Genomic DNA, 10,680 nt, shown 5'->3' with positions numbered 1-10,680 from the left:
CCCCCGCCTCCTCCCCCGGACGCGGGCACGCCGGCCGACGCGGGCACTCCTCCCGACGCGGGCACGCCGACCCCGCCTCCGAAATCCGACGGCTGCGCCGCCGCACCCGGGAATGCGGCGGTGGCCGTGATGCTTCTGTCCACCCTCCTCACGAGGCGCCGTGGCCGGCGGCGCTCCCACTGACAACTGGTAGAGGCCCCTCATGAAAACCATCACTGGAAAGCTCCTGTGGACCTCCTGCGCGGCCGCGCTGCTGGCCCTGGCCCCCGCCTGCGACGGCGATGAGAACAAGGCCGACGCGTGCGGCGAGCCGCTCTATGGCGGCGACGCCACCGACGAGGCATGGCGCACGCTGGTGGACGCGAAGGGGCTGGCCACGGCCGGCTCGGACTCGGTGACACTGGAGTCGCCCACCGCCGGGCAGACGTACTCCTCCACCGACGCGCCGCCCACGTGGCGGTGGACGTCGCCACTGGCCTCGGTGGTGCCGGGCCCGGGTCCCGGCTCGGTGACGCCCTCGCATCCGGCGCGCCCGCGCGAGGAACGGCGCTCGGTGCTGGCGTGGCTGGGCAACCTCGTGCTGCCCTCGGCCGAGGCGCACCTGCCGCCCTTCACCGGTGACATCTACTGGGTGCAGGTGACGGTGCCGGGCCGGCAGTGCCCGGTGGAGATGCTCACCTCCAACCTGGAGTGGCGGCTCGACGCGGCCACCTGGGACACGCTGCGCGGCTCCGTGGACCAGGACCTGACCGTCCAGGTGACGAGCGCGTACCTCCTGCAGAACAAGCTCACGGAGGGCCCGTTCCGCCTGGAGGCGCCGCGCACCATCCGCGTGGTGGGCGCGCGATGAGCAGGGCGCGAGCCTGGATGCCCGCGCTCGCGCTGGCGCTGGCCGCGTGTAGCGACGGCGCGAAGGTGGACGGCGTGACGCCGCCGGAGGAGCTGGAGTACGCGCACCCGGACCCGTGGGTGGAAGGAACCGTCGTTCCACCGCCCGGGCCCGGCGGGCGCATCCTCATCACCAACAGCCTGGACGACACGCTCAGCCTCATCGAGCTGGACACCGTGGGCACGCCCGGCTTCAAGGAGCTGGCCCGCGTGCCGGTGGGGCTCAACCCCGTGGAGCTGGAGGGGCCGCACCACACGGCCGTCTCCCCCACGGGTGACTTCTATTACGTGGGCATCTCCAACTACGTGCCGGGAGGCGGCTCGGGGCCGCACGGCTCGCACGGCACGGGCGCGGATGACGGGTACTGCCTCAAGCTGGACGCGCGGACCAACCGGCTGGTGGGCTCGGTGCGCGTGGACCCCAACCCGGGCGACGTCATCGTCAGCGCGGACGGGCGCACGCTGTACCAGACGCACTTCGACACGCTGAAGATTTCCGAGCTGGCGCGGCAGGGCGTCACCGACGAGCGGAAGATGGACGCGCGGCTGGCCATCATCGACGCGGCGACGATGACCCGGAAGGCCATGGTGCCCGTGTGCCCCGCGCCGCACGCGGTGCGCCTGTCCGCGGACGAGCGCACGGCGTACGTCGCCTGCTGGTCGGACGAGGTGGCCATCGTGGACCTCACCGCGACTCCGCCCGCGGTGCAGCGGGTGAAGGTCGCGGCCGGCGCGGGCACGGCCGTGAGTCCCCGCCACGAGCCCTACGCGCTCACCGTGTCGCCCACCACGGGCGAGGCCTGGGTCAGCTCCATGGCCAGCCGGCAGGTGCAGGTGCTCGACCCCACCACGCGGGCCATGGACCCGCTGCGCACCGTGCAGGGGCTGCGCGGCCCGCCCATGTTCGGGGCCTTCACGGCGGACGGGCGCACGCTCTACATGCCGTATCAGCTCGCGGACGCGCTCGCGGTCATCGACCCGGCCACCGGCACCGTGCGGAGCGAGGTGGACCTGGCGTCCGCCGGCTGCGTCAACGCGCACCAGGTGACGCTGACGCCCGACGAGCGGTACGGGCTCGTCGTCTGCGAGGGAGACCACACGGGCCCGGGCACGCTGCACGCGGTGGACCTGATGGAGGGCGTGGTGGTGGGCACGGTGCGGGTGGGCCTCTTCCCGGACTCGGTGAGCCTCCTGGGAGGCCGGCCGTGAGGCTCGCGGGCTGGAGTGTGGTGGCGCTCGCGGCGCTGGCCACGGGCTGCGGTGACGACGCGCCGGTGAAGGCCGCCGAGTACGGCGAGGTGCTGTTCAACGACGCGCGCCTGTCGACCAGCACGTTCAACAGCTTCTCGTGCGCCACGTGCCATGCGACGACGCCCACGCCCGCGGCGGGGCGGCTGGACTCGGGCTACACGCTGTATGACTCGGCCTTCCGCGGCAGCTGGTGGGGCGGCTACGAGACGCGCCTGCTGGACGCGGTGAACTTCTGCTACGTCAACTTCATGCGGGGCGTGGCGCCGCTGCCGGAGGACTCGCCGCAGAGCCGCGCGCTGTACGAGTACCTGGTGAGCATCAGCCCCAACCGCGACGCGAAGCCGCTGCCCTTCACGGTGGTGAAGGACGCCGCCGAGGTGGCGCGGGGAGACAAGGCGCGCGGGCAGGAGGTGTACCGCGCGGCCTGCCAGGTCTGTCACGGCGAGCCGCACACGGGCGCGGGCCGGAACACGGAGCTGGCCTCGGTGCTGCCGGAAGTCACGCGGGAGTACGACGAGGTCTTCCCCGGCGTGCCGCCATCGCTGGTGGTCATCGAGAAGGTGCGGCACGGCCAGTTCTTCGGCGTCGGGGGCAACATGCCGCCGTACAGCCTGGAGGCCCTGTCCGACGCCGACCTGGGAGCGCTGCTCACCTTCCTGGAGTTGTAGCCTCAGGAGGGGTGGGGGCGGTCAGTCCACGTGACGCCCCCACGTCATGGCCCGGTGACGGGGCCGCGCCCCGCCGAGGAGAGGAACACGATGCTCGCCTGCCTGGATGTGGACTACCGCGACGACGTCACCGTGGCGGCGTGTGTCCTCTTCCGTGACTGGGCGGACCGCGTGGAGGCCTCGCACGTGGTGGACCGCGGCCCGCCCGCCGCGCCGTATGAGCCCGGCCAGTTCTACCGCCGCGAGCTGCCCCACCTCCTGCGCGTGCTGTCCGCCGTGAAGAAGCCGCTGGAAGCACTCATCGTGGACGGCTACGTGTGGCTCGGCGAGGACAAGCCCGGCCTGGGCGCCCACCTGCACGAGGCGCTCTCGCGCACCGTGCCCGTCATCGGCGTGGCGAAGACGGCCTACGTCACCACCGGCCCCGCCCTGCCCGTGCTGCGCGGCCAGAGCCTGCGGCCCCTGTTCGTCACCGCCGTGGGCCTCGGCACCGAGACCGCCGCCGAGTACGTGCGGCGCATGCACGGCCCCTCCCGCATCCCCACCCTGCTGAACCGGGTGGACCGGCTGTGCCGCGAGTCCTGAGCGCGGGCCACCGCGAGCGGTCGCGCACGTCCCCGGCACACACGGGTGGGGCGCCTCCAGGATGCGCATGAGTCCTGCCGAGGAGCCACCTCGACCCGCCAGCGCCCCAGCTCTGTCCGGAATGGAAGTTCCATTCCGCGAAAGCCCGCCAGCCCGGGCCGCCTCTCCGGAACGGAAGTTCCATTCCGCGAAAACCACGTCCGCGGGCAGGGTGCGCGCCGCCTCCGCTTCCGGCCCCTTCGCCTGGATGAAAGGCACCCGCTCCCGCACCGCGTCCAGCACCGGCTTCCGCGGCGTCATGTCGTTCCTCCCTGTGTTCGTTCCTGTATAAGGCGTGGGCCCGCACCCCTGGCTGCCGGGCGGGCGGGAAGGACCGCGTGTGTGCGGCGGTCGTCCCGCACTGCGGCTTCAGGGGGCTTCCACGCGGGCGCGACCTGAGCGACAACCGGACCCATGCAACGCCGTCACTTCCTGCGCGTCACCGCCCTCGGAGGCGGCGCGCTCGCCCTGGGCAGCCTCGGTTACTGGCGCGGCGTGTACGCCGGTCCGCCCGAGCCGGGTCCCGGCCCCTATGGCCTGATGGCGAGCGCTCCGGACGCCAACGGGCTGTTGCTGGCCCCTGGCTTCACCTCGCGTGTCATCGCTCGCAGTGGCGACACGGTGCCGGGCACGGACTACACGTGGCACATGGCCCCGGACGGCGGCGCGTGCTTTCCGCTGCCCGATGGCGGCTGGGTGTACGCGTCCAACAGCGAGACGTCGCCCAATGGAGGCGTGTCCGCGGTGCGCTTCTCCGCGAAAGGCGAGGTGAAGGGCGCGTACCGCATCCTCTCGGGCACGAGCATCAACTGCGCGGGCGGCCCCACGCCGTGGGGCACGTGGCTGTCCTGCGAGGAGTTCCCGCAGGGCCGCGTGTGGGAGTGCGACCCGACGAAGCCGGGCCAGGGCGTGGCACGTCCCGCGCTGGGGGCCTTCACCCACGAAGCGGTGGCGGTGGACCCGGTGGGCCAGCGGCTGTACCTCACGGAGGACACGCAGGACGGGCGCTTCTACCGTTTCACTCCGGCGAAGTGGCCCTCGCTGGAGGCGGGCACGCTGGAGGCCGCGCGAGTCACGGGAGACGTGTTCCAGGGCGCGAAGGTGGAGTGGGTGCCAGTGTCGGCGGAGTCCTCCGCGTCCGAGCAGCCGGCCGCGCGGGAGACGACGGTGTTCCGCGGCGGCGAGGGGTGCTGGTTCGACGGGGGCGTCGTCTACTTCACCACGAAGCGGGACAACCGCGTCTGGGCGCTGACGCCGCTGACGAACCGGCTGGAGGTGCTCTACGACGCGTCCCGCTACCCGGGCGCGCCGCTGGTGGGCGTGGACAACGTCACGGTGTCGCGCGCGCGGGAGCTGTTCGTGTGCGAGGACGGGGACGACATGCAGGTGTGCCTGCTCACGCCGGACCGGAAGGTGTCGCCGTTCCTCCAGGTGATGGGGCACCGGGGCTCGGAGCTGGCGGGCGCGGCCTTCAGCCCGGACGGGCAGCGGCTCTACCTGAGCTCCCAGCGCGGCACGAACGGGCGGGGCATCACCTACGAGGTGACGGGCCCCTTCCGCACCAGCGCGGCCTGACGGCGCGCGAGGGTTTCCGACAGTGTCTCCCCCCAGCAGGCAGGGAGGCAGCCAACTTCTGGAAACGTTCCTTCCGGAGGCTTACCTTTCGCGGTGGATGCCCTCGCACCCACCCTCCCAGCTCGCGCTGTTCGACGCTCCGGCACCAGAGCGTCCGAAGGGTGCCGCGCGCGAGGAGGCGACACCGCGTCAGCCGGTGCCCGCGCGTGAGGAAGCCTCTCCACGTCACCCGGTGCCGGCTCATGAGGACGCGCCTCCCCCAGCCACGGAGCAGTCCCACCCTCCGCCCTCGCGCGAGGCTGCATCCCCGCCTCACCGGATGCAGGCACGCGAGGACACGCTGCCGCTGACCACCGAGCCGTCCCGCGAGAGCGCATCGCAGCACCACCAGGCTCCGGTGTGGCAGACGCTCCCGGAGCCCACTCGTCAGCTGCCGCTCGGCGAGGAAGCTGCATCTCGCCACCAGGCTCCGGTGCGGCAGACGCTCCCGGAGTCCACTCGCCAGCTGCCTCTCGGCGAGGAAGCTGCATCTCGCCACCAGGCTCCGGTGCGGCAGACGCTCCCGGAGCGCACCCGCCAGCTGCCCTTGGGCGAGGAAGCTGCATCTCGCCACCAGGCTCCTGAGCCGGAGGCACCGCCGGAGTCCTCGCACCGTCTGCCCGTGCGCGAGGACGCGATTCCCCTCGCGTCGGACCTGGCCCGCAGGTTGTCGTCGGTGCTCGGCGTCTCGGTGCACCTGCGCCTCACGGACAACCGCGCCACCCTCGTCAGCTTCCGCCGCACGCCCGAGGGCCTGAAGTTGCGCGTGCATCACCTCTTCCTCGGCGCCCCGGACGAGGTCGTCCACGCCATGGCCCGCTACGCGAGCCGCAACGACGCCGCCGCGGGCGAGGTGCTGGAGGCCTACGCCCACTCGCGGCGGACCCTCGTGCGCCGCGAGCGGGGCGCGCCCCTGCGCTCTCGCGGCCGCTGCTTCGACCTCCAGGCCCACTTCGCCCGCCTCAACGCCACCTACTTCGCCAACCGCGTGCGCGTGGACATCGGCTGGGCCCGCAAGCCGGGCCGCGCCCGGCGCCGCAGCATCCACCTGGGCGGCTACGACTCGCGGCTGCGCGAGATTCGCATCCACCCCGCGCTGGACCGGCCGAGCGTCCCCGCCTACGCCGTGGACTACCTCGTCTTCCACGCCATGCTGCACGCCGACCTCTCCCGGCCGGAGGATGACACCGGGGACACCGAGGGCCGCTGCGCCCCCGAGCACACCCCCGACTTCCTCGCCCGCGAGGCCGCCTTCCCCCTGCGCGAGGCCGCCCAGCGCTGGCTGGCCGACAACCTCACCTCCCTGATGCGCGGTTGACCCCCGGGCGCGCGGCGCGACGCCTCCCCAAGACGCGCTGGACCGACCGGCGCGGCGCAACCCCTTCCGATGCCCGGTGGAGCCCCGCGCTCACGACGCAACGACTGTCCCACCGTGCCCCAAGACAGTGGCGGCGATGTCCCTGGCCGCTGCATGCTCCCCCGGACATATGCGCTACTTCAGCGTGGAAGAAGCCAACCGGCTGGTGCCGCTGCTGACCCGCACCTTCGAGCGTGTCCGTCCCTGGGTGGACCGGGCGGAGCGGCTCGCGGACGCGCTGGGTTCACGCGAAAGCGCCACCGAGGCGCACCTGAACACCCTCCGCGAGGAGCGGGACGCACTGCTGGACCGCATCCGCGGCGAGCTGCTCCAGCTCCAGGAGATGGGGCTGGAAATCAAGGGCGCCGACGGGCTCGTGGACTTCCGCGCCCACCGGGGGGACGACCCGGTGTTCCTCTGCTGGCGCTTCGGCGAGCCCTCCGTCACCCACTGGCACGAGCTGCAGGACGGCTTCGCCGGACGCCGCCCCATCGACAGCCCCGACGAGTTCGCCCCCACCTACCTCAGCTAGCCCCCGGCCCGCCCAGGCTCTTCTGGAGCAGCGACATCTTGTTGCGCGCGGAGAGAATCTGCTGCCGCAGCGAGTCCGCCTGCCGGGCCACGTCGCCGAACTCCTTCTCGTCCGCGGCCTGCGACAGCGACTGCGCCTCGTCGGCCACCTGCCCCATGCGCTCGTGCAGCGCCTGGAAGGTGCTGGCCAGCGCCGCCGTCTCCTCGGCCGTCTTCGCCTGCTGGCGCTGCTGGGCGAACTGCTGCATCTGCACGTTCAGCTCGGCCGCGCTCTGCCCCATGTTGCCGTAGCGCACCAGCAGGTCCTTGAAGACCTCGGTGCGCTCCTGCAGCTCCTGGGCCTTCTGGTGGACGGCCTCGGCCTGGGTCTGCTGCCTGTCCCGCACCTGGGAGATGGCCGCCACCAGCGCGGTGACGCGCGCGCGCAGCTGGTCGTCCATGTCGGCCAGGCTCTTGAGGGTGGCGGAGGCGCGCTCCAGGTGCTTCTCGGACTGGAGGGGCGCCTTCTGGAGCTGCTCGGACAGGGCCTCGAAGCGCTCCAGCCCCTCATCGAGGGCCCGTGCGGCGGCCACCAGCTCCGATTCCTGCGACTTGTCGCGCTTGCTCATGGTGGCCGGCACCATGGCACGCGCGGTGGCCGGTGTGGTGCTCGCGCTTTTAATTCCGGACAGAGTCCCCGCACTGGACTGTCCGTCCGTCCGCAACCCGGGCCGTCCAGAATCCGTGGACACCTGCCCACTGGACGAAGGGGTTCCTACCTTGTGCGGAAGGGAGGGCGCGCGAGCGCTCGGTACAGGAGGAGTGCGGGATGCCCAGGCCATACAGTTTCGACCATTTCCAAGCCAAGAAGCCCATGCAGGCCGCCGTCGGTTCGGCGGACCGGCTCGGCAACGACGAGGACAAGCAGAAGCCGCTGAAGAGCGAGCTGCAGGAGACGCAGCCGGACTCGGTGCCCGGCGCGAACCAGGGTGAAATCCACTACGGCATGGCGCACGCGGAGACGGTGAAGCGCCTCCAGGCGCGCCGCGCCGCTCGGGCCAAGAAGGAGGCCCGTGGCACCGCCGCGGCGAAGCGTCCCGCCGGCAAGCGCGCCACCGGCAAGGCGGCCACCGAGAAGACCGCCCGTGCGAAGACGGCCACCACGGGCCGCGCGAGCAAGACGGCGGGTGCGGCCTCCGAGGACCGCCCGAGCAGGACGGCGAAGACGGCGGTGCGCAAGACGCCCGCGACGCGCTCGGAGCCCGCCGCGGAGACCGCCCAGACCCGGACGGGCCGGACGGCCGCGAAGCAGGGTCTGCTGGGGCGCGCGCTGGGCACGGTGGCCAAGACGGCCCTCGGCACGGTGAGCCGCGGCTCCAAGGGCCTCGCCCGCGCGGCGGCCCTCGCCAAGGAGGTGCGCGCCGGCAAGGGCGGCAAGGCCGAGGCGAAGCCCGAGAAGTCCGGCGGCCGCACCGGCAAGAAGCGCTAGTCACTCGGAGCGGGGCGGGACAGGGGCCCTCGGGGGAGTGGCTTGCCCGCACTCCAGCCCGGCGTTCCCTGGTGGGAGTCCGTGCAGGCTGCCCGCCCGTGCTCGCCTGCGGGCACGGGCATCCACAACTTCCCAACATCTCTTCGTCTCGAGGTTCGAAACCATGCCCATGGCTTTCTTCCGCTCCGTGCTCGTCACTGGCGCCACCGGACAGCAGGGCGGCGCCGTGGCCCGCCAGCTCCTGAATCGCGGCCACCGCGTCACCGCCTTCGTGCGACGTGCGGACTCACCCGCCGCCGAGGAACTCCGCACGCTGGGAGCCAGGCTGGCCGTCGGCAACCTCGACGACGTGGACTCCATCGTCCAGGCCGCGCGGGGCATGGATGCCATGTACGCCATGACGACGCCCTTCGAGGCCGGCATGGAGGCCGAGGTCCACCAGGGGCTGAACCAGGCGGACGCGGCGCGGCTGGCGGGCGTGCGGCACTTCATCTTCTCGTCGGTGGCGGGCGCGGACCGGGTGACGGGCATCCCCCACTTCGACACCAAGCACCGGGTGGAGCTGCACGTGCGGCGCAGCGGCCTGCCCTACACGATTCTGGGGCCCACCTTCTTCATGGAGAACTTCACCAGCTCCATGTTCGGCAAGGGGCTGAAGGCGGGCGTGCTCGCCATGGGCCTGCCGCCCACGCGTGGCCTGCAGATGGTGGCGCTGGACGACCTGTCCGCCCTGGTCGTGCGCGTGCTGGAGGAGCCGGACCGGTTCTTGGAGGAGCGCATCGAGGTGGCCTCGGACGAGGTGACGGGCCAGCAGGCCGCGGGGCTGCTCTCCATGGTGAGCGGCCACCGCATCCACTACGAGCAGCTGCCGCTGGACCTCATCCGCGAGCGCAGCGAGGACATGGCCGCCATGTACGAGTGGATGGACCGGGTGGGCTACCACGCGGACATCCTCACGCTGCGCCACCAGTACCCGGAGATTCGCTGGCACACCTTCGAGGACTGGGCGCGCGGACAGGACTGGAGCGCACTCACCTCGCCGGCCTGGCCCCACGCCGCCGCGGAGCCCGCGCCGCCGCACTGAGTGAGGCCCCTTCCGCCCGCCTGAAGCCCGAGGCGGCACGGCCTCTCGCGGCCCTGCCCCACGCACCCTCCTACCCTTGTCGTTAGGAGGAAGTTCATGCGTGCACTCGGGCTCGCCGCCGCGGCCCTGCTTCTCGCGGCGGGCTGCATTCCGGAAACACAGCTGCGTCCCACGACGGACGCCCAGCGCGTCCAGGGCGGCAGTGACGCGGCCCGGGCCGAGGCCTCGGGCGTGACGCTCGTGGCGGACGGCGCCGCGTGGAAGGGCACTCCGGAGAACCTGGAGCGCAGCCTCACCCCCGTGCTCGTCCGGCTGGAGAACCACAGCGGCCGGCCCCTGCGTCTGCAGTACGGCGACTTCGCCCTCGTCGGCACCGAGTCGCGCTTCCGCTACTCCGCGGTGCCGCCGCTGGCCATCAACAACGGCGGCCTCGCCTCGGCGAGCCAGGGCACGGGCGGCTCGGGCCGCACGTCGCTGTACCTGGGCTTCGGCACGGGCTGGGGCTACGGGCCCTACTCCTCCTGGAGCTACTGGCCGCGCGGTCCCTTCGTGGGCCCGTATTACAACCCCTTCTATCCGGACCCCTACTGGTACGGCCAGGCGTGCCAGGAGCCGCTGCCCACGGCGGACATGCTCTCGCAGGTGCTGCCCGAGGGCACCCTGGGCGACGGCGGCCGCGTGGGGGGCTTCCTCTACTTCCAGGGCGTGGCGGCGCGAGAGAGCCGCGTCGTGCTCCAGGCCCGGCTCGTGGACGCGAACACCGGCGAGCCCATGGGCACGCTCGACATCCCCTTCCAGGTGAGCGGGCGCTGACGGGAAGGGCGCGCTTTCAGTGCAGCGTCGTGGAGGTGGCGCGCGTGGCCGGGTACTGGAACCCGTTCAAGAGCGGCGCCTCCTCCTCCACGCCCAGCTCGCGCCGCAGGTCCTCGCCGCGCATGGGCAGGCCGAAGAGCGGGGCGATGAGCACCAGGTCCAGCGTGCCGGCGACGAGCGGCCCCAGGCCCGCGAGCGCCACGGCCGCGCCCCGGGACGTCCCCGACGCGAGCCCTCCCAGCACCATCCCGGCACCCGTCACGATGCGAAGCCAGCGTCCCGTCCGCGAAGCCAAGAAGCCGACGACCATAAACACCTCCCCAGGGCGAAGATGGACACGCCCCGGGGGGCGACCAGCGGGCATGCGCGTGCCGGCCACGCG

The 10,680-nt window shown here is 72.6% G+C and carries 12 protein-coding genes and 1 pseudogene; 11 read left to right on the top strand and 2 right to left on the bottom strand.

Annotation, left to right across the window (positions count from 1 at the left end):
• The 8 genes and pseudogenes from HG543_RS54615 to HG543_RS25465 form a co-directional block, all read left to right on the top strand.
• A pseudogene (locus HG543_RS54615) lies at nucleotides 1–183 on the top strand (WD40/YVTN/BNR-like repeat-containing protein); the annotation flags it as partial.
• A 19-nt stretch (nucleotides 184–202) separates the two neighbouring features.
• Complete coding sequence (locus HG543_RS25495) at nucleotides 203–850, top strand: hypothetical protein (RefSeq protein ID WP_169347459.1); 648 nt, start codon at nucleotides 203–205, stop codon at nucleotides 848–850.
• Nucleotides 847–2,097 carry a YncE family protein gene (locus HG543_RS25490; RefSeq protein WP_169347458.1) on the top strand — a complete coding sequence of 417 codons (1,251 nt, stop codon included), beginning with the start codon at nucleotides 847–849 and terminating at the stop codon, nucleotides 2,095–2,097. Before HG543_RS25495 ends, HG543_RS25490 begins: the two co-directional genes overlap by 4 nt.
• Nucleotides 2,094–2,807: a c-type cytochrome gene (locus HG543_RS25485; protein ID WP_169347457.1), complete on the top strand. Its 714-nt coding sequence runs from the start codon at nucleotides 2,094–2,096 to the stop codon at nucleotides 2,805–2,807. Before HG543_RS25490 ends, HG543_RS25485 begins: the two co-directional genes overlap by 4 nt.
• Nucleotides 2,808–2,897: 90 nt before the next feature.
• Nucleotides 2,898–3,392 (top strand): endonuclease V, encoded by a 495-nt coding sequence (locus HG543_RS25480; RefSeq protein ID WP_169347456.1) that lies wholly within the window; start codon nucleotides 2,898–2,900, stop codon nucleotides 3,390–3,392.
• A 453-nt stretch (nucleotides 3,393–3,845) separates the two neighbouring features.
• Nucleotides 3,846–5,006 carry an alkaline phosphatase PhoX gene (locus HG543_RS25475; protein ID WP_169347455.1) on the top strand — a complete coding sequence of 387 codons (1,161 nt, stop codon included), beginning with the start codon at nucleotides 3,846–3,848 and terminating at the stop codon, nucleotides 5,004–5,006.
• Between the two features lie 319 nt (nucleotides 5,007–5,325).
• Nucleotides 5,326–6,363: a hypothetical protein gene (locus HG543_RS25470; RefSeq protein WP_246357286.1), complete on the top strand. Its 1,038-nt coding sequence runs from the start codon at nucleotides 5,326–5,328 to the stop codon at nucleotides 6,361–6,363.
• 169 nt (nucleotides 6,364–6,532) lie between these two features.
• The gene (locus tag HG543_RS25465) at nucleotides 6,533–6,934 is read left to right on the top strand and encodes a DUF2203 domain-containing protein (RefSeq protein ID WP_211194164.1); all 402 of its coding nucleotides are present in this window, start codon (nucleotides 6,533–6,535) and stop codon (nucleotides 6,932–6,934) included.
• Here the strand turns inward: HG543_RS25465 and HG543_RS25460 are convergent.
• Complete coding sequence (locus HG543_RS25460; protein WP_169347453.1) at nucleotides 6,927–7,541, bottom strand: hypothetical protein; 615 nt, start codon at nucleotides 7,539–7,541, stop codon at nucleotides 6,927–6,929. The two genes, HG543_RS25465 and HG543_RS25460, sit on opposite strands and share 8 nt — an antisense overlap.
• Before the next feature lie 245 nt (nucleotides 7,542–7,786).
• Between HG543_RS25460 and HG543_RS25455 the strand changes: the two genes are divergently transcribed.
• The 3 genes from HG543_RS25455 (at nucleotide 7,787) to HG543_RS25445 (ending at nucleotide 10,298) form a co-directional block, all read left to right on the top strand.
• Nucleotides 7,787–8,401 carry a hypothetical protein gene (locus tag HG543_RS25455; RefSeq protein ID WP_169347452.1) on the top strand — a complete coding sequence of 205 codons (615 nt, stop codon included), beginning with the start codon at nucleotides 7,787–7,789 and terminating at the stop codon, nucleotides 8,399–8,401.
• Nucleotides 8,402–8,564: 163 nt separating this feature from the next.
• Nucleotides 8,565–9,485 carry an NmrA/HSCARG family protein gene (locus HG543_RS25450; RefSeq protein WP_169347451.1) on the top strand — a complete coding sequence of 307 codons (921 nt, stop codon included), beginning with the start codon at nucleotides 8,565–8,567 and terminating at the stop codon, nucleotides 9,483–9,485.
• A gap of 96 nt (nucleotides 9,486–9,581) precedes the next feature.
• The gene (locus HG543_RS25445; RefSeq protein ID WP_169347450.1) at nucleotides 9,582–10,298 is read left to right on the top strand and encodes a hypothetical protein; all 717 of its coding nucleotides are present in this window, start codon (nucleotides 9,582–9,584) and stop codon (nucleotides 10,296–10,298) included.
• A gap of 16 nt (nucleotides 10,299–10,314) precedes the next feature.
• Here HG543_RS25445 and HG543_RS25440 read toward each other — a convergent pair whose 3' ends face one another.
• Nucleotides 10,315–10,608, bottom strand: coding sequence for a hypothetical protein (locus tag HG543_RS25440; RefSeq protein ID WP_246357285.1), 294 nt, complete (start codon nucleotides 10,606–10,608; stop codon nucleotides 10,315–10,317).
• Nucleotides 10,609–10,680 lie beyond the last annotated feature (72 nt).

The sequence above is a fragment of the Pyxidicoccus fallax genome, assembly GCF_012933655.1.
Classification (GTDB): Bacteria; Myxococcota; Myxococcia; order Myxococcales; family Myxococcaceae; genus Myxococcus; species Myxococcus fallax.
The sequence above is the reverse complement of the archived record's forward strand: the minus strand, read 5'-3'. Positions and strand labels throughout refer to the sequence as shown.

What these genes read in the sequence shown, in the direction of transcription:
- HG543_RS25470 (WP_246357286.1), top strand. Translation starts at nt 5,326, where the DNA reads ATGCAGGCACGCGAGGACACGCTGCCGCTGACCACCGAGCCGTCCCGC.
- HG543_RS25465 (WP_211194164.1), top strand. Translation starts at nt 6,533, where the DNA reads ATGCGCTACTTCAGCGTGGAAGAAGCCAACCGGCTGGTGCCGCTGCTG.
- HG543_RS25440 (WP_246357285.1), bottom strand. Translation starts at nt 10,608, where the DNA reads ATGGTCGTCGGCTTCTTGGCTTCGCGGACGGGACGCTGGCTTCGCATC.
- HG543_RS25495 (WP_169347459.1), top strand. Translation starts at nt 203, where the DNA reads ATGAAAACCATCACTGGAAAGCTCCTGTGGACCTCCTGCGCGGCCGCG.
- HG543_RS25475 (WP_169347455.1), top strand. Translation starts at nt 3,846, where the DNA reads ATGCAACGCCGTCACTTCCTGCGCGTCACCGCCCTCGGAGGCGGCGCG.
- HG543_RS25455 (WP_169347452.1), top strand. Translation starts at nt 7,787, where the DNA reads ATGCAGGCCGCCGTCGGTTCGGCGGACCGGCTCGGCAACGACGAGGAC.
- HG543_RS25480 (WP_169347456.1), top strand. Translation starts at nt 2,898, where the DNA reads ATGCTCGCCTGCCTGGATGTGGACTACCGCGACGACGTCACCGTGGCG.
- HG543_RS25490 (WP_169347458.1), top strand. Translation starts at nt 847, where the DNA reads ATGAGCAGGGCGCGAGCCTGGATGCCCGCGCTCGCGCTGGCGCTGGCC.
- HG543_RS25445 (WP_169347450.1), top strand. Translation starts at nt 9,582, where the DNA reads ATGCGTGCACTCGGGCTCGCCGCCGCGGCCCTGCTTCTCGCGGCGGGC.
- HG543_RS25460 (WP_169347453.1), bottom strand. Translation starts at nt 7,541, where the DNA reads ATGAGCAAGCGCGACAAGTCGCAGGAATCGGAGCTGGTGGCCGCCGCA.
- HG543_RS25450 (WP_169347451.1), top strand. Translation starts at nt 8,565, where the DNA reads ATGCCCATGGCTTTCTTCCGCTCCGTGCTCGTCACTGGCGCCACCGGA.